We start from the raw sequence: 17819 nt of genomic DNA on the forward strand, positions 1-17819 counted from the left end.
GGAACCAACATGTCTGAACAACACGTACAGGGCGCTGACGCGGTAGCCGATCTTAACAATGAACTGAAAACGCGCCGTGAGAAGCTGGCGAGCCTGCGTGAGCAGGGGATCCCGTTCCCAAACGATTTCCGTCGCGATCATACCTCAGACCAACTGCATGCTGACTTCGACGCGAAAGAAAACGAAGAGCTGGAAGCGCTGAACATCGAGGTATCCGTTGCTGGCCGTATGATGACCCGCCGTATTATGGGTAAAGCCTCATTCGTTACACTGCAGGATGTTGGCGGCCGTATTCAGCTGTACGTTGCTCGTGACGATCTGCCGGAAGGCGTTTACAACGAGCAGTTCAAAAAATGGGATCTGGGCGATATCCTTGGCGCGAAAGGTAAGTTGTTCAAGACCAAGACCGGTGAGCTGTCCATTCATTGCACCGAGCTGCGTCTGCTGACGAAAGCGCTGCGGCCGCTACCGGATAAATTCCACGGGCTGCAGGACCAGGAAGCGCGTTATCGTCAGCGCTATCTGGATCTCATCTCTAACGATGAATCCCGCAATACCTTTAAAGTGCGTTCACAAATTATGGCTGGCATCCGTCAGTTCATGGTGGGTCGCGGCTTTATGGAAGTGGAAACCCCGATGATGCAGGTGATTCCTGGCGGTGCCGCTGCGCGTCCGTTCATCACCCATCATAACGCGCTGGATCTGGATATGTACCTGCGTATCGCGCCGGAACTGTACCTCAAGCGTCTGGTGGTTGGCGGCTTCGAACGCGTGTTCGAAATTAACCGTAACTTCCGTAACGAAGGCATCTCAGTTCGTCATAACCCAGAGTTCACCATGATGGAACTCTACATGGCGTATGCAGACTACAAAGATCTGATCGAACTGACCGAATCACTGTTCCGTACGCTGGCGCAGAACGTTCTGGGCACCACCGAAGTGCCTTACGGCGAAGAAGTCTTCGACTTCGGTAAGCCGTTCGAAAAACTGACCATGCGCGAAGCGATTCAGAAATATCGTCCGGAAACCAACATGGCCGATCTGGATAACTTCGACTCTGCTAAAGCGATCGCTGAATCTATCGGCATCAAAGTTGAGAAGAGCTGGGGTCTGGGCCGTATCGTGACCGAGATCTTCGAAGAAGTCGCGGAAGCGCATCTGATTCAACCGACCTTCATTACCGAGTACCCGGCAGAAGTTTCTCCGCTGGCGCGCCGTAATGACGTAAACCCGGAAATCACCGATCGCTTCGAATTCTTCATCGGCGGACGTGAGATCGGTAACGGTTTCAGCGAGCTGAACGATGCAGAAGATCAGGCGCAGCGTTTCCAGGATCAGGTTAACGCCAAAGATGCAGGTGATGACGAAGCGATGTTCTACGATGAAGACTACGTTACCGCTCTGGAACACGGTCTGCCGCCGACTGCGGGTCTGGGTATTGGTATCGACCGTATGGTTATGCTGTTCACCAACAGCCACACCATCCGCGACGTGATCCTGTTCCCGGCGATGCGCCCGGTTAAGTAAGATGTGAAATGCCGGATGGCGTCTGATGCCTTATCCGGCCTACGATTCGTTATGTAGGCCAGCTAAGCATAGCGCCATCAGGCAATTAATTCCCGTTGGCAAACTTGCGCAGTAATCCTCGCGCCTTATCGTTTGAAACCTGCATTACCATCCACGGGCTAAACGCCCACGGCGTCGCGTCAATCCCGCTCAACACATCCTCAAGATCGCTCCACTGGTAATCCATCACTTCATCTGCGTTTAGCTGGAGCGAACTCACGATATGTGCGGCGTACACCGGACACACCTCGTTTTCCATAATTCCGCTCGGGTCCGTGGCACAATAACGGAAATCAGCATATACGGAGCTGAGCGAGTCAATGTCTGTACCCAGTTCGAACCGAGCGCGGCGGACAATAGCGGCTTCGGTGGATTCACCCGATTGGGGATGACCGCAGACAGAGTTGGTCCAGACGCCTGGCCAGGCTTTTTTGTGCAGTGAACGGCGCGTCACCAGCAGTTGTCCCTGGTCGTTAAATATCCAGCAGGAAAACGCAGCGTGCAGAGGCGTTGTGGCGGTATGCGCCGCATACTTTTCCTGCGTCCCGCAGGGCTGACCCTGCTCATTTAATAAAATGACATGTTCCTGTCGCATAGCGTCCACCATCAATCTTAAGCACCCACATTATATGCTTAATTAAGACAATTTGATTAACAGTGGGTGTGAAATACCAGCGCCGAGGGTTCGTTACGCGATATGATTTGGCATCCGGTTTCTGGCTGCTATGATAAAGCGTCTGAAAATGTTGCGAGGTATTGTTTTGAGTGCAGGACGCCTGAAGAAAAATGGCCTGAGTGTCGCGATGCTGCTGTGTGTCGGTCTGCTGTTATCTGGCTGTTCCGGGAGTAAGTCGTCTGACGCAGGAAGTTATTCCGGCTCCGTATATACCGTGAAGCGGGGAGATACGTTATACCGTATTTCACGCGCCACCGGCACCAGCGTGAAAGAGATCGCTCGCCTGAATAACATTTCCCCACCCTATACCATTGAAGTGGGGCAAAAGCTAAAGGTCAGCGGCGGCGCGAAATCCACTTCTTCCTCTGGTAAAACAAGCTCGAAATCCTCTACCAAAACGGCGGCAGTCAGACCGTCTTCTTCCGTGCCTCAGTCGTCCTGGCCGCCGGTAGGACAACGCTGTTGGCAGTGGCCCGCCAGCGGTAAGGTGATCCTGCCTTATTCTACGGCGGACGGCGGTAACAAGGGCATTGATATCTCAGCTGCGCGCGGTACGCCGATTTATGCGGCCGGAGCGGGGAAGGTGGTCTATGTCGGCAATCAACTGCGGGGCTATGGCAACCTCATCATGATTAAGCACAGTGAGGACTACATCACTGCCTATGCGCATAATGACACCATGCTGGTGAACAACGGTCAAAACGTGAAAGCCGGGCAGAAGATCGCCACGATGGGCAGCACGGATGCGACGACGGTGCGTCTGCATTTCCAGATCCGTTATCGCGCAACGGCTATCGATCCGCTGCGTTATTTACCGCCGCAGGGCAGTAAGCCAAAATGCTGACGGTGAATTAATCGCCAGTCAGTCGGCTAGTCCCTTGCCAAGAAGAGCGTAAGGTTTATAATCCCTTACGCACTTCAATGCGGGCGTAGTTCAATGGTAGAACGAGAGCTTCCCAAGCTCTATACGAGGGTTCGATTCCCTTCGCCCGCTCCAAAGTCACTTCCCTTGATGTTTCCCTCTGGTCTGCCTCATTCCCACCTTCTACAATTAATTTTCTTAATGAAATCAATGCGTTGACTTCCTCTGTTGATGCTGTGGGAGAGTTCTCATCGATCATACATTGGTCGCCCAACGGTGAGTCACAACTGAGTAAACTTGTTGATCCAGGGGCTGCTATTTTCGCCCGACCACAGATGTAATATCAGCTGGCGGAATTTTTCCGCCGCAGGACTAAGGGTTGTTTCACTGCGTTTTACAAGGCCAAGCGTACGGCGTATGACGGGTTCTATCAGTGGACGACTAACAAGGACGTGATGTTCATCGGCCGGCATCGCCAGACTGGGAACGACAGACACACCAAGACCCGCTTCCACCATCCCAAGTGACGTTGAAAGATGACGCACTTCATAAAACCAGTTAGGTTTCCAGGCCATTTTCTCGAAAGCCTGATCGATCAGCGATCGGTTTCCGCTGGAGCGTCTTACCCCAATCAGCTTCATTCCTGCCAGATCGTCCCATGTTACCAGCGATTTATTCGCCAGCTCATTGTCGCGTCGGCATGCCAGAACGAAGGGTTCGTTCACCAGCGGCGCAAAATCGATATTTGGATGTGTGACGTTTATCATATTTATACCGAAATCTGCATCGCCATTTAAAACTGCTTCCAGGCAATCGCTGGCGCTGTGCTCCAGTATGCGGATTCGGATGTTTGGGTAGTCATTGTTGTAATCTCGTATCACTGAAGGCAGAAAATAGAACGCGGCAGTAGGGATACAGGAAACCGTAATAACACCAGCCTGATGTGTCGCCATCTCTTTAATACTGAGGATGGAACTTTCATAAAAATCTATTAAATTCTTAGCTTTAGGTAAAAATTCTCTTCCTACTGCCGTGAGCTTAACGCTGCGCGTAGAACGTTCAAACAGCGTGGTTCCCAGGCTATCTTCCAGTTTCTGAATTCTGCGTGTTAAAGCAGGTTGTGAAATGTGAAAAAATTGAGATGCTTTTGTAAAGCAGCCGATTTCTGCAATTTTTACAAACGCTTGTATCCCCTGAAGTTCATGCGGCATAGCTGTATCCCATTCTCGCTTTTATATAACCACCATAACGCACGGGCTATTAATGTGCAAAACGTATTAATCCTGCTTTTTTTGGCATTAGAGTTATCAACCGGAGTGTGAAAACCTTATAGCGTTCCAGACAAAAGCGAAGTGAGATAAACACATGTTAAAGATCCCTTGCGTATTAATGCGTGGCGGTACGTCAAAAGGGCCGGTGATTCTGGCCAGCGACCTGCCTGTGGAAACAGAAGCGCGCGACGCAGTTTTACTCAGTTTGATGGGGGCAGGCCATGAACTCGAAATTGACGGTATTGGCGGTGGAAGCCCGCAAACCAGTAAGGTGGCGATAGTCAGCACTTCAGAAAGCCCTGACGCGGATGTGGATTACCTGTTCGCGCAGGTGATGGTGAACGAACGTCGCGTCGATACCACACCTAACTGCGGCAACATGCTCTGTGCGGTTGGTCCCTTTGCCATTGAAAAGGGGCTGGTGAAGGCGCAAAGCCCGGTAACGACGGTGCGGATCCGCAATCTCAATACCGGAACGCTGGTCGATGCAGAAGTGCAAACGCCTGATTATCGGGTGGTGTATGAAGGCGATACCCAAATTGATGGTGTCCCGGGGACCGCCGCACCCATTGGCTTAACTTTCCTGAACTCTGCGGGTTCTAAAACGGGGAAATTGTTGCCGACGGACAGTGCGACAAACGTCTTCGACGGTATTGAAGTCACCTGTATAGATATGGCGATGCCGATGGTATTGATTGACGCTTCAGCGCTGGGGAAAACAGGAGTGGAATCTCCTGCCGAATTAGATGGCGATAAGACATTTAAAGAAAAGCTGGAGAGTCTGCGTCGTCAGGCTGGTGCAGCTATGGGCTTAGGGGATGTAGCAAACAAGGTGATCCCGAAACCGGTTCTTCTCAGCCCGGCGCGTAACGGCGGAACGATTCAGGTACGGTATTTCATGCCGCACACATGCCATAAATCACTGGCGATTACCGGATCGATTGGTATTTCGACCGCAACGCTGATTGAAGGATCCGTCGCGGCAAAAATTGTCGCCGATCGTCCAAAGGGGCTCTTCACAAATATCATCGATATTGAACACCCAAGTGGAAAAATATCTGTGTCCTTGTTGAAGGAAGGTAACAATATCGAAAAAACCCGTGCCGCTGTCATACGTACTTCACGCAAGTTATTTGAGGGTGCCGTATGTGTACCGGAAAAAATGCTCACTGAAGTTGAGTAAATAAAATCTAAATAAAAAACATCTGCCTTAAAAAATTACACTCTGTACCCTAACAATAATACCGAGGTTATTATGGCGTTAACTCATGCTAACAATACCCTGAAAGCTTCAGATTCTGTAAAAGCCGGTGCGCATATTCGCGTGATTCTGGCCCTGGCATTATCCGGGCTTGCAGAGCTTGCTTCTCTGTTTTTTATTCAGCCACTGCTTCCGACACTTGCTGTGGAATATAATGTTCCTGTCAGCCAGGTGAGTATTATCTTATCAGCAGAAACGGCCTTGCTGGCGATTGGATTGCTGTTTACCGGGACGTTATCCGATCATTATGGCAGAAAACGGTTAATTATTGTTTCCCTCCTGTTAGGCGGTATTCTTACGCTGCTCTGCCCGCTGATGGAATCCTGGGCGATGCTGGTGGCGCTACGTGCGGTAATTGGTCTGGCGCTGAGCGGCATCGCTGCGGCAGCCACCGCCTACATCAGTGAAGAAGTCGCCCCGGTGGCGGCAGGTATTGTAACGGGATATTTTGTCTTCGGTAATTCGATGGGCGGCATGTCCGGTCGTATTATTGCCAGCCAACTTATTGATCACGTTTCAATAAATGCTATCTTTTACGGTTTTGCGACCAGCTTGATTGTGGTTGCCATTCTGGTTAAGTTTTTACTGCCTGAATCTAAAAACTTCACCCCAACGCAAAACCTTAACGTTACGCGTATGGTGAAAGGGGCTGCATCGCATTTCAAAAACAAAAATCTGGCGCTGGCTTTTGTCATCAGCTTCATTATTTTCGGCGCATTTACCTCGCTTTATAACTATCTGGCCTTCTTCCTGAAAGGGGAGCCGTTCCATATTTCACCGGCAAATGCAGGTCTGCTCTCCTTTAGCTTCGCCCTGAGTTTCTTTACGGCTCCGCAGGCTGGTCGTTTAAGTGCGAAATATGGCGCGATGAAAGTATTGCGCGTGCTATTCCTGATCATGGCCTTAGGCATGCTGCTGACGCTGACGTCGAATGTCATCGCCTTTATTGCTGGCGCGGTGATTTTTACCGGCTGTTTCTTCGGCTGTCACTCTATTGGTTTGAGCTGGGTAAGTAAAAATGCAACGCATGCAAGAGGCCAGGCCGTTGCACTCTATTTATTCTTCTACTACATGGGCGGTTCGGTGATTGGTTTTATCAACGGTTTTGTTTTCCATTCACTGGGCTGGGTGGGGATGACCGGGTTGATTCTGGTATTGCTTGGCGTTGGCGTTGTCGTGGCAACGTATCTGGCAGCCGGTACAAAACCGGTACTGGTGCCCGCCCAGTCCGCAGAATAAAAAGTTTGGCAATTTGTTTACGCCTCAGGGCGTAAACAAAAATAGGCATGTATATCAATCGGGTGTCATCATGAAATTAGCAAGTTATATTCATCAGGGCCGTAAAAGCTACGGGATTTATACAAAGTTCGGCGTTATAGATTTGGGTAATAAAATCGGCCATCAATATGCGACGTTGAAAGACCTTCTTCAATGGGATGCCGTTGACGTCGCAAGGCAATACAACGATTGCCCTGTGGATATTACGCTTGAAGATATTACCTTTTTGCCCGTTATCGAAGAGCCAGGAAAAATTTTCTGCGTTGGGATGAATTACGCTGAAAAAAGAAAAGAGTTTGCCGAGACGAATAATGCCCCGACGCTGTTTATCCGTTTTCCTGATTCGCAAACAGGTCATGCCCAACCTGTGCTTAAACCTGAGTTGTCGAGAGAATTCGATTATGAGGGCGAGCTGGCCGTCATCATTGGTAAACCGGGCTCCCGAATTGATGTAAATAACGCGCTCGATCATGTCGCGGGATACAGTTGCTATATGGATGGCTCCGTTCGTGACTGGCAGCACGCGTGGTTTACCGCTGGTAAAAACTGGAAGCAAACCGGCGCTTTCGGCCCCTATATGACTACAGCGGATGAGATACCCGATCCTCATGCGTTGACCATCCATACCTGGCTTAATGGCATGCTGGTTCAGAACGACTCCACTGGTAGCATGATCCACAAAGTTGCAGATCTTATCGCCTATATCAGCACATTCACCTCCCTCAGCGCCGGTGACGTCATTATTACAGGTTCGCCTGGCGGCGTCGGTAAAAAACGCAATCCTCCGTTATTTATGCATGATGGCGATCGGGTTGAAGTTGAAATCGAAAATATTGGTCGTCTGATTAATACCATTGTGGAAGCCCAACCGCAGCAAGAAGCGTTGCTTGTTTAGACGGTCAGGAGAGAGACGATGTACACCGCCAGAACGCCAGAATTTGAGATTATAAAAGCCGGTAACGCTCAGGCCAGAGAGGAAGTTGCCCGCTTCCTGGCACGCAACGGTTTAGGCATTGATGACGATATCTCGCAATTTATTGTTGCACTCTACCAGCGTCAGATTATTGCCTGCACCGGTATTGCGGGTAACACCTTAAAATGCATTGCAGTGGATTCCGGGTGGCGCGGCTCGTCGTTAATCCTGACGTTAATTCATGAGGCCGAACTTCTGGCGGCACAAAACGGCGAACATCAGCTCTTTCTTTTTACCTGTCCGGATAATGTGAAGTCGTTTCGCGGATGCGGATTCTATCCGCTTGTCACTGTGAATAATTGTGCGGCATTAATGGAGAATACGCCGGTCGGTATTCATCGTTACTGCAGTCAGTTGCGTAATCATCATTTCGTGCCGGGGAAAAATATAGGCGCGATCGTGATGAACGCGAATCCATTCACGCTGGGCCATCAATATCTTATCGAGCATGCGGCAAGCCAGTGCGACTGGCTCCATGTTTTCGTGGTTCAGGAAGATGTCTCCGCTTTTTCGTTTAAAGAACGTTTTGCGATGGTCAGGGACGGATCGCGGCATCTGAAAAATGTCACTGTTCATCCGGGGTCTGCCTATATTATTTCGCGCGGGACATTCCCTGGCTATTTTCTGAAAGATAAGCAGGTGATAGATAAAGCCTACGCGGCAATTGATCTTATGCTGTTCAGAAATTACATCGCACCTGCGCTGAATATCACTCACCGTTTTGTGGGGACGGAGCCATTCTGTCAGTTAACCGCAGAATATAACCGGGCGATGCATCACTGGCTGGAAAACGCAACGAGCACAGCGGCCTGTATCCACGTACACGAAATAGAAAGAAGAACGGACGGTAATGATGTGCCGGTCTCTGCGTCAGCCGTTCGTCGTTTATTAAAAGAAAACCAAATTGCTGCCGCCAGTCGTATGGTGCCTGCCACCACGCGCGCGTTTCTGAATAACGGGGGACAACATCAGCCTCGTTTATACGAGTCGCTGTCGGCAGCGGTTTAACCGCATTATCACAGGAAAACTGATATGAAAATTGTACAAGCCGCGATGGCGGGAACGCTGGAGTCCAGTGATCTTATGGTAAAGGTCAGCCCCGTCGAGAGCGGGCTGGATGTGGTCATCCACAGCGAAGTGTATAAGCAGTTCGGCGACAGAATTACCGAAGTGGTGAATGAAACCCTGGCTGCGTTCAACATCGAGCAAGGGCAGATCATTATTGATGATAAAGGCGCGCTGGATTGCGTGATCCGTGCTCGTTTACAGGCTGCTCTGCTCAGAGGCTCGGCTCGGGAAGATATTGCATGGGAAAAGTTATAATGAAAAAGTTACGCCGCAGTATGTTATTTATTCCCGGTTCAAGTGCCGCCATGCTTTCTACGGCATATATTTATAAACCGGACTCCATTATGTTTGATCTGGAAGATGCCGTAGCGCTAAAAGAAAAAGACAGCGCTCGCCTTCTGGTATTTCATGCCCTGCAAAACCCGATGTACAAAGATATTGAAACCGTTGTCAGAATTAATCCGCTGAATACACCTTTTGGATTAAAAGATCTGGAAGCCGCCGTCAGGGCGGGCGTTGATGTTATTCGTTTACCGAAAACCGACTCTCCGGAAGATATCCATCAGCTTGAACGCGAAATTGTTCGCATTGAAGAAAATTGCGGACGTCCTGTTGGCTCAACGAAATTAATGGCAGCGATCGAATCTGCCGTTGGCGTTATTAATGCCGTTGCCATTGCGAAATCGTCCGACCGTTTAATGGGGATTGCGCTGGCCGCCTTTGACTATGTGATGGATATGCAAACTGAGCGAGGCGACGGGACAGAACTGTTCTACGCCCGCTGTGCCGTATTACATGCCGCACGCGGGGCGGGTATTGACGCTTTCGATGTGGTGTACGCCGATGTGAATGATGAGGCCGGTTTCCTGAAGGAAGTGGATCTGATTCGACGGATGGGCTTCAACGGAAAATCGCTGATTAATCCGCGACAAATTGAAATTCTGCATAACGCTTACGCGCCAACCCAGGAAGAAGTGGATTACGCACAACGCGTGATTGCAGCTGCAGAGGAAGGGGAGCGCAACGGACTCGGGGTGATTTCGCTGAACGGCAAAATGATTGATGCGCCGATTATCAACCATGCCCGCGTGGTTATCGAACGCAAAAATGCTTCCGGCATTCGTCAGTAATTCCCCATTGCAAGCGACAGGATGAATAATGAAAAACCTAACAGAAACTCTGCATCACATTCCAGACTCCCGTCGTGAGTACGTCGCATTCAGCGGCGCGAACGCAACGACGCCTTATCTTGCTGATAATCAGCAAAAATACCAGCGCAAACTTTTTGCCAGCGTGGACGATGTTCTGGCCCGCTGCGATCTGCATGACGGTATGACAGTTTCCTTTCACCACGCCTTCCGCGAAGGGGATAAGGTCATCAATTACGTGATGGATAAGCTGGCTCAGCGCGGCCTGAAAGGGATCACGCTCGCGTCCAGCTCGTTAATGTCGTGCAATACTCCGCTTATTGAACACATTCGCAATGGCGTGATCGGCAAAATCTACACCTCCGGTATGCGGGGTGATCTGGCGGATGCAATTTCGCACGGCCTGATGGACGAGCCGGTACAAATCCATTCCCACGGCGGGCGGGTGAATTTGATTCAGAAGGGCGAAATTGCCATTGACGTCGCGTTTCTGGCGGTTTCCTGCTGCGATGAATATGGCAATGCCAGCGGCAACGGCGGCAAATCGCAGTGCGGCTCCCTCGGTTACGCCATGGTCGACGCAAAATATGCCAAAAAAGTGGTGTTGCTCACCGAAACCCTGAAGCCTTTCCCCAACTTGCCAGCCAGTATCGTTCAGGATCAGGTTGACTATATTGTGCAGATTGAGAGCGTCGGCGACCCGGCAAAAATCAGCGTAGGCGCCGCCAGGGTCACCAGTAATCCACGTGAGCTGATGATTGCCCGCTCTGCTGCCGACGTGATCGAACACTCAGGTTATTTCCGCAACGGTTTTTCCATTCAGACCGGTTCAGGTGCGGCGTCAACGGCGTGTACGCGTTTTATGGAAACCCGAATGCGCAAGCACAACATTGTTGCCCGGTTCGCACTGGGCGGAATCACCGGCAGCATTGTCGATCTGCATCAGAAAGGGTTAATTGAAAAGATCCTTGATACGCAAAGTTTTGACGGTGCGGCGGCAGCCTCCATGGCGGTCAATCCCGACCATGTGGAAATCTCCACTAACGTCTATGCGAACCCGGCCGCAAAAGCCGCCTGCTGTGACAGAGTGGATGTGGTCATCCTCAGCGCACTGGAAGTAGACACCCAGTTTAACGTCAATGTCCTGACCGGCTCCGACGGCGTAATGCGCGGCGCGTCGGGCGGACACTGCGATGTCGCGGCAGCGGCAAATCTCACTATTGTCGTTGCCCCGCTGATCCGCAGCCGCATTCCTACCGTCGTCAGGCAGGTCACTACGCTGGTAACGCCGGGTGAAAGTATTGACGTTCTGGTTACCGATCACGGTATTGCCGTTAATCCGGCGCGCCCGGAAATCCGTGAACGTCTGATCAACGCCGGACTGCCCATCGTCGACATTGAAGCCTTGTATCAACAGGCACTGCTGATCTCGGGCAAGCCTAAGCCGGTTGAATTTACTGACCGAATTGTCGGTGTGGTACGCTACCGCGACGGCAGTGTGATTGATGTGGTTCGCCAGGTGAAGGAGTAATTCCCATGACGGATAAAGCCTCGAACGTGAATGTCTCTCTGGAACAGGTTCTGGCTTCCCGGGAGCAACGAGCCCGTCGGCAGCAGGCGTGGCTGTTTCAGTCGGATCATACCGTGGTTTCCGTCACGCTGGTCTGGCCGGGCGAGGTGAAGGATACCGCGCTGGCCAGACGCGTGATGGCTGTCGCGAATCAGGCTCTCGGAGACCTGTTCCACACGCATCAGTGGAAGGTCTGTCGGCATCAGGTGTTACACCCGGTCACCGGGCCGGAAGGTCTCTGGTCGGTAGCGGCTCCCGCGTGGATGATAAAACACGTCACTGCACATCTGGAAGATAACCATCCTTTGGGACGTCTGTGGGATATCGACGTGTTTTGTCCGAAAAAGGGGCAGCTGAAAAGAAATGCCATCCAGCAGCCGATGCGTAGATGCTTTATCTGCCATGAACCTGCTCATGTTTGTTCCCGTTCGCGACGTCATTCGCAGGCCGAGCTAACGCGCGTGATCGAGGAGTTAACCGATGACTACTTCGCTTGCCAGATTTAACGAACCAGACGTGCAGCGCTCCTTTGCTGAGCTGGCTGTCGAGGCCCTGTACCGGGAAATTAATTTAACCCCGAAACCGGGTCTGGTGGATCGCGTAAACAGCGGGGCGCATAGCGATATGAATTTCGCACTGTTCATAACCAGTATCGCGGCGATTGCCCCCTGGCTGTCACTATTTTTCAACACAGGCAGAGAGAGTGCTTATCTTACTGGCCCACAAACGCTGCGGGCGCTAAGGCCGACTGGCCTGGCCTGTGAGCAGGCGATGTTTACCGCCACCGGCGGGGTGAACACCCATAAAGGGGGGATCTTCTCGTTAGGGTTGCTGTGTGCTGCGGCGGGGCGTCTTACCCAAAGGCATGAAGCGCTCACGCAACGTAGCCTGTGTCATGAGACCAGCCTTATATGTACCGGCATTGTCGAGCAGGAATTGAAAAATAGCGGTATCGCAAAAACGAAGGGAGAGCAGCAGTTTCAGGCATACGGGTTCACTGGGGCAAGAGGGGAAGCCGCCAGTGGTTTTATCACTGTACGCCAGTCAGGTCTTCCGTATCTGCAGACCGCGTTACGTCAGGGAGAATCCGAAGAGGTGGCGTTACTGAGAATGTTACTGGGCCTGATGGCGGCAAATCCGGATACCAATCTGGTTTCTCGGGGAGGGACCGCAGGGCTGAATTACGCCAGACGCTACGCCAGACGATTATTAAAAATACAGCGTCTCACGGCGGATAAATTAGTGAAGGCGTTATTCAGAATGGATGCGGAATTTATCAAACGGAATTTAAGCCCTGGCGGTAGCGCAGATCTTATCGCCGTTGGATGGTTATTGTCGCAATTTCCCGCCGAATAAGCGCGAATAGCGTAACAGGAAAACGTCATGATTGAACAACGCCTGCAGCAGCTCAGTAACGTTTATACCCTTATGCTGGTGCCGGGTCTGAGAGACAGCGATGAATATCACTGGCAAAGCTGCTGGGGGCGACGTTTTCCTTTCTGGAGGCGGATTCAGCAAAAAAACTGGCTAGAGCCTGATATTGAAAACTGGGTTTCCGCCATCACCCGCGAGCTGGCGCTTTCCCCGCTGCCTGCCATTCTCGTCGGTCATAGTTTTGGCGCGCTGGCGTCGTGCAGATTACTGCAAACGCGACGGGTAAACGTCGCCGGTGTCGTTATGGTCGCACCGGCGGAACCCGCGTTTTTCGGCCTTGAAGAGGCTATTCAGCCAGCGGCTTTACCCGTTCCCTGCCTGATGTTTGCCAGCAGAAATGATCCCCTGATGCCTTTTTCGCGCGCGCAGTTCTGGGCGGCTTGCTGGGAGGGGCATTTAATCGATATCGGGGAGGCGGGACATATTAATGCCGAGTCTGGCTTTGGCGAATGGCCGTACGGACTCGAACGCTTAACAGAATTTTGTGAACAACTTTAGTTTTAACAGGAGAACCTATGTTAGATGATTATAATCAGCACCTGCATGCGCGTGCTGAATCGGGTATTCCGGCGAAACCCTTAACAGCGCAACAAACTGATGCACTGATTCAGCGTTTAATCAATGATGCACCCGCACATCATCCGGAATTAATTCATTTATTGACCCATAGCGTACCACCGGGTGTCGATCCTGCGGCAAAGTTAAAAGCCGAGTTTTTATTTAAGGTGGCGATGCAGGAATACCGTGTTGACGGGCTTACTCCCGAAGCAGCAACGGCGCTGCTGGGCTCCATGCAGGGCGGCTATAACGTCCAGCCACTGATCGATCTTCTTGAGCATCCTGATCTGGCACCGCTGGCCGCGCAGCAGCTTTCTTCTACGATCCTGATCTTCGAAAAATTCAGCCTGGTTGAGGCCAAAGCACTGAGCGGTAACGTCCAGGCACAAGAGGTACTGCAGTCCTGGGCTGATGCCGAATGGTTTACCCGCCGTCCGGCCATGGCTGAAAAAATCACCCTGAAGGTGTTTAAGGTTCCCGGTGAGACCAATACCGACGATTTGTCTCCTGCGCCGGAGGCGTGGTCACGCCCGGATATTCCGCTGCACGCGCTCTCCATGCTCAGTAACGTCAGGGAAGGGGTTGCACCTGATGAACCCGGCGTGCGTGGTCCTGTCCGTCAGTTGGCAGCACTAAAAGAGGGCGGTTGGCCGCTGGTGTACGTGGGTGACGTCGTGGGGACCGGATCATCACGTAAATCCGCTACCAACTCCATCCTGTGGCACATCGGGAACGATATTCCGTACGTGCCGAATAAACGTAACGGCGGGTTTGTGTTTGGCGGCAAGATTGCCCCTATTTTCTTTAACACCCTGGAAGATTCCGGTGCCCTGCCGATAGAGATGGATGTCTCTGCGCTGACGACCGGGATGCTGATCGATCTTTACCCGTACAAGGGCGAAATTCGTGAGACAGAAAGCCAGCGGCTGGTGACGACCTTTACCCTTAAAACCGAAGTGCTGCTGGACGAAGTACGCGCCGGCGGGCGGATCCCGTTGATTATCGGACGCAGCCTGACGGCGAAAGCGCGGGAATCGCTGAAACTTGGGCCTTCCGCGGTATTCCGCACGCCCGCTTTGCCTGCGCCATCCGAAACCGGCTTTACGCTGGCACAGAAAATGGTGGGTAAAGCCTGCGGCGTCGCGGGGATCCGTCCAGGGCAATACTGCGAGCCGAAAATCACTACCGTCGGTTCTCAGGACACTACCGGTGGGATGACGCGCGACGAGCTAACCGACCTGGCGTGTCTCACGTTTTCAGCCGATCTGGTGATGCAGTCGTTCTGCCACACCTCTGCATATCCTAAGCCTGTAGATGTTCTACTCCATGAAACCCTGCCGCAGTTTATCACCAGCCGTAACGGGGTTGCGCTGAAACCGGGCGACGGCATTATCCACTCATGGCTTAACCGCATGCTGCTGCCGGACACGGTTGGTACAGGCGCTGACTCCCATACTCGCTTCCCGCTGGGGATCTCCTTCCCTGGTGGTTCCGGGCTGGTGGCGTTCGCTGCCGCGACGGGCATTATGCCGCTGGATATGCCTGAATCTGTACTGGTGCGCTTTAAGGGCGAGATGCAGAAAGGGATCACCCTGCGCGATCTGGTGCATGCCATTCCGCTGTATGCCAAAAAGCAGGGGCTGTTAACGGTCGAGAAAAAGAATAAGCGCAATATTTTCTCGGGCCGGATCCTCGAAATTGAAGGGCTGGAAATGTTGAGTGCAGAGCAGGCGTTTGAACTGGCTGATGCTTCTGCCGAGCGCTCCGCTGCGGCCTGCGTTATGCGTCTGGCGGAAGACAATGTCGCGCAATATTTGCGCTCCAATGCGGCCCTGCTGCGCTGGATGGTTAAGCAGGGTTATGAAAACGCCGCCACGCTTGAACGCCGTATTGCTGAGATGGAGGCATGGCTGGCTAGCCCGTCGTTGCTTTCTGCCGATCCTGATGCGGAATATGCTGCTGTCATTGATATTGATCTTAATGAAATCACCGAACCGGTAGTCTGTGCCCCGAACGATCCGGACGATGCCCGGTTACTTACTGAGGTTGCCAGCACGCCCATTGAAGAGGTCTTCATTGGTTCCTGCATGACAAACATTGGTCATTTCCGCGCTGCGGGTAAAATCATGGCCGGTGGCCGCGAAAACCAGGCGCGCTTGTGGCTGGCGCCGCCGACTAAAATGGATGCCCAACAGCTCTCCCGTGAAGGCTATTTTAGTCAGTTTATTAAATCAGGGGCGAGAATCGAGCCAGCGGGCTGTTCCCTGTGCATGGGGAACCAGGCGAGGGTGCGCGAAGGGAGTAACGTGGTATCGACCTCTACGCGAAATTTCCCGAATCGTCTGGGAACGAATGCTAAAGTATTTCTTGCCTCCGCAGAATTAAGCACCGTCGCGGCCATGTTGGGTAAAATGCCCACCGTTGAAGAATATTTTAGCTATACCGATAAGCTTCATGACGCACATGAGGATATCTATCGCTATCTCAGTTTTGATATTTTAAGTGAATATCAAATCACGGAAAACGATAATATCAAAATTGTGAATCTGTAATATTTATTATTTTTTTTGATGAATGTATTTAGTGTGCGGAGGCTCCTCCCCGGAGCGGCCTCTGTTATTCAGGGACCCTTTTCTCATGGGTGAGATATGCTTAAATCGAATATTTTAAAAACAATACTGCTTGCCGTGATAATATTATTATCAATATTAATCCCTCCGCCTGATGGATTAACCAAAGAGGCGTGGATACTGGCAGGAATATATTTATCTGCTATCGTTGGGCTGGTTATTAAACCCTATCCTGAACCCGTCATTATGCTGGTTGCGGTTGCGTTAACCTGTTTTACCGTGACAAAATTCCCGGATTCACCCGTCAAATCACTGGATGTGCTGAGCGGGTACGCGTCAGGCACCACCTGGCTGGTGTTTAGCGCCTTTACACTGAGTGCTGCATTTGTCACTACCGGCCTCGGGAAACGGCTTGCCTACTGGTTTATCCTTAAATTTGGCAGTACGACGCTGAGACTGGGGTATGTTACCGCCTTGCTGGATTTGGTGTTGGCACCTGCGACGCCCTCAAATACCGCGCGGGCAGGTGGGGTGGTTTTCCCTATTATTAACAGTATCGCGACAGTATTGGGCTCAACGCCAAAAGAGTCACCCAGCAAAGCTGGCCGTTATTTAATGGTCAACGTCTATATGGTCACGAAAACGACCAGCTATATGTTTTTAACGGGCTTTGCCGGTAACGCGTTAGCGCTACAGCTCATTTCAGATATTTTCCATATTCGTATTAGCTGGATCGGCTGGATGCTGGCGGCAGCACCGTTGGGGTTATTGATGCTATGTATCATTCCCTATATCTGCTACCGGGTTGCTTCCCCGGAAATTAAAAAAATTGATAATGTCGCTATTGCGACCAACGGACTTCAAAGTCTTGGGGCAATGAGCCTCAAAGAGAAAGGGCTGGTGGTCATTTTTGTCGCTGCATTATTGGGTTGGATCTTCTCACGTAAACTCGGACTCAATGAATCTGCGGTCGCCATTATCGCAATGGGTGCGGCACTGCTGTTTAATATTATTGGCTGGAGTGATGTCCAGAAAAATAAAGGCGGCTGGAATACCCTGATGTGGTACGGGGGCATCATTGGTCTGAGCGCCACCCTGAGCAAGGAGGGATTTTTCCGCTGGCTGGCCGATTTCATGTCAGCGCATCTGGATTTTCTCAGTGCCGGGAATATGACTATTGTGATTATTGTGTTTCTCAGCGTGCTGGTGCGCTATTTCTTTGCTTCCGGCGGGGCATACGTCGCAGCAATGGTGCCGGTCTTTGCCACTGTAGGTCTGGTTACCGGAACGGCACCTGTTTTGCTGGCGCTTGCCATCCTATTTTCCAACTCCTACGGCGGTTGCATCACTCACTATGGTGGCGCGGCGGGGCCGATTATCTTTGCCGCAGGGTATAATGACATTAAGTCGTGGTGGACAATCGGTACTATCGTGGCATTGAGCACGTTTGTGATTCACATGCTCGTCGGTATTCCCTGGTGGGGGTTCTTGATCCAGCACGGTATGCTGCAGTCTTAATCGCCCGGTGGCGGCTACGCCTGATCTTGCCTGAAATGGCTAAAACCGTAGGTCGGGTCAAGCGTA

Annotated in this window: 16 protein-coding genes and 1 tRNA gene; 15 read left to right on the forward strand and 2 right to left on the reverse strand. The window is 51.6% G+C overall.

Annotated elements, in window-relative coordinates; translation table 11 throughout:
- Positions 1 to 9: 9 nt before the first annotated feature.
- Positions 10 to 1527 (forward strand): lysine--tRNA ligase, encoded by a 1518-nt coding sequence (lysS, locus tag FDX14_RS09765; protein ID WP_006686909.1) that lies wholly within the window; start codon positions 10 to 12, stop codon positions 1525 to 1527.
- A gap of 85 nt (positions 1528 to 1612) precedes the next feature.
- On the opposite strand, the gene idi is transcribed toward lysS, so the two are convergent.
- Complete coding sequence (idi, locus tag FDX14_RS09770) at positions 1613 to 2161, reverse strand: isopentenyl-diphosphate Delta-isomerase (protein WP_137349433.1); 549 nt, start codon at positions 2159 to 2161, stop codon at positions 1613 to 1615.
- Between the two features lie 166 nt (positions 2162 to 2327).
- Here idi and actS point away from each other — a divergent pair, with 166 nt between their 5' ends.
- Together actS and FDX14_RS09780 are read left to right on the forward strand one after the other, a co-directional pair.
- Positions 2328 to 3086, forward strand: a complete 759-nt coding sequence (gene actS, locus FDX14_RS09775; protein ID WP_061382552.1) for an amidase activator ActS — start codon at positions 2328 to 2330, stop codon at positions 3084 to 3086.
- Positions 3087 to 3165: 79 nt separating this feature from the next.
- Positions 3166 to 3239: transfer RNA gene (locus FDX14_RS09780), tRNA-Gly, on the forward strand.
- Between the two features lie 146 nt (positions 3240 to 3385).
- Here the strand turns inward: FDX14_RS09780 and FDX14_RS09785 are convergent.
- Positions 3386 to 4315: a LysR family transcriptional regulator gene (locus tag FDX14_RS09785; protein ID WP_061382413.1), complete on the reverse strand. Its 930-nt coding sequence runs from the start codon at positions 4313 to 4315 to the stop codon at positions 3386 to 3388.
- 154 nt (positions 4316 to 4469) lie between these two features.
- On the opposite strand from FDX14_RS09785, the gene FDX14_RS09790 reads away from it, so the two are divergent.
- The 12 genes from FDX14_RS09790 to FDX14_RS09845 all read left to right on the forward strand — a co-directional run bounded on the left by FDX14_RS09790 (position 4470) and on the right by FDX14_RS09845 (position 17753).
- Positions 4470 to 5558 carry a 4-oxalomesaconate tautomerase gene (locus FDX14_RS09790; RefSeq protein WP_137349434.1) on the forward strand — a complete coding sequence of 363 codons (1089 nt, stop codon included), beginning with the start codon at positions 4470 to 4472 and terminating at the stop codon, positions 5556 to 5558.
- A gap of 72 nt (positions 5559 to 5630) precedes the next feature.
- Complete coding sequence (locus tag FDX14_RS09795; protein ID WP_137349435.1) at positions 5631 to 6875, forward strand: MFS transporter; 1245 nt, start codon at positions 5631 to 5633, stop codon at positions 6873 to 6875.
- A gap of 70 nt (positions 6876 to 6945) precedes the next feature.
- Positions 6946 to 7809: a fumarylacetoacetate hydrolase family protein gene (locus FDX14_RS09800; RefSeq protein ID WP_042310857.1), complete on the forward strand. Its 864-nt coding sequence runs from the start codon at positions 6946 to 6948 to the stop codon at positions 7807 to 7809.
- Between the two features lie 18 nt (positions 7810 to 7827).
- Positions 7828 to 8895, forward strand: a complete 1068-nt coding sequence (gene citC / locus FDX14_RS09805) for a [citrate (pro-3S)-lyase] ligase (protein ID WP_079226027.1) — start codon at positions 7828 to 7830, stop codon at positions 8893 to 8895.
- 24 nt (positions 8896 to 8919) lie between these two features.
- Positions 8920 to 9210, forward strand: a complete 291-nt coding sequence (gene citD / locus FDX14_RS09810) for a citrate lyase acyl carrier protein (protein WP_079226028.1) — start codon at positions 8920 to 8922, stop codon at positions 9208 to 9210.
- The gene (gene citE / locus FDX14_RS09815) at positions 9210 to 10085 is read left to right on the forward strand and encodes a citrate (pro-3S)-lyase subunit beta (RefSeq protein ID WP_038633430.1); all 876 of its coding nucleotides are present in this window, start codon (positions 9210 to 9212) and stop codon (positions 10083 to 10085) included. The genes citD and citE overlap by 1 nt, the downstream gene beginning before the upstream one ends.
- Before the next feature lie 28 nt (positions 10086 to 10113).
- The gene (gene citF / locus FDX14_RS09820) at positions 10114 to 11634 is read left to right on the forward strand and encodes a citrate lyase subunit alpha (RefSeq protein ID WP_079226029.1); all 1521 of its coding nucleotides are present in this window, start codon (positions 10114 to 10116) and stop codon (positions 11632 to 11634) included.
- Between the two features lie 5 nt (positions 11635 to 11639).
- Complete coding sequence (gene citX / locus FDX14_RS09825) at positions 11640 to 12179, forward strand: citrate lyase holo-[acyl-carrier protein] synthase (RefSeq protein WP_137349436.1); 540 nt, start codon at positions 11640 to 11642, stop codon at positions 12177 to 12179.
- Positions 12154 to 13029, forward strand: a complete 876-nt coding sequence (gene citG / locus FDX14_RS09830) for a triphosphoribosyl-dephospho-CoA synthase CitG (RefSeq protein ID WP_137349437.1) — start codon at positions 12154 to 12156, stop codon at positions 13027 to 13029. Before citX ends, citG begins: the two co-directional genes overlap by 26 nt.
- Positions 13030 to 13056: 27 nt before the next feature.
- A complete protein-coding gene (locus tag FDX14_RS09835; RefSeq protein WP_137349438.1) occupies positions 13057 to 13605 on the forward strand; it encodes an RBBP9/YdeN family alpha/beta hydrolase in 549 nt (182 codons plus the stop codon).
- Positions 13606 to 13622: 17 nt separating this feature from the next.
- Positions 13623 to 16217, forward strand: a complete 2595-nt coding sequence (gene acnB, locus FDX14_RS09840) for a bifunctional aconitate hydratase 2/2-methylisocitrate dehydratase (protein WP_137349439.1) — start codon at positions 13623 to 13625, stop codon at positions 16215 to 16217.
- Positions 16218 to 16313: 96 nt separating this feature from the next.
- Positions 16314 to 17753 carry an anion permease gene (locus FDX14_RS09845; protein WP_137349440.1) on the forward strand — a complete coding sequence of 480 codons (1440 nt, stop codon included), beginning with the start codon at positions 16314 to 16316 and terminating at the stop codon, positions 17751 to 17753.
- Positions 17754 to 17819 lie beyond the last annotated feature (66 nt).

Origin of the sequence: Citrobacter sp. wls710 (assembly GCF_005281115.1) — a bacterium.
Classification (GTDB): Bacteria; Pseudomonadota; Gammaproteobacteria; order Enterobacterales; family Enterobacteriaceae; genus Citrobacter; species Citrobacter werkmanii.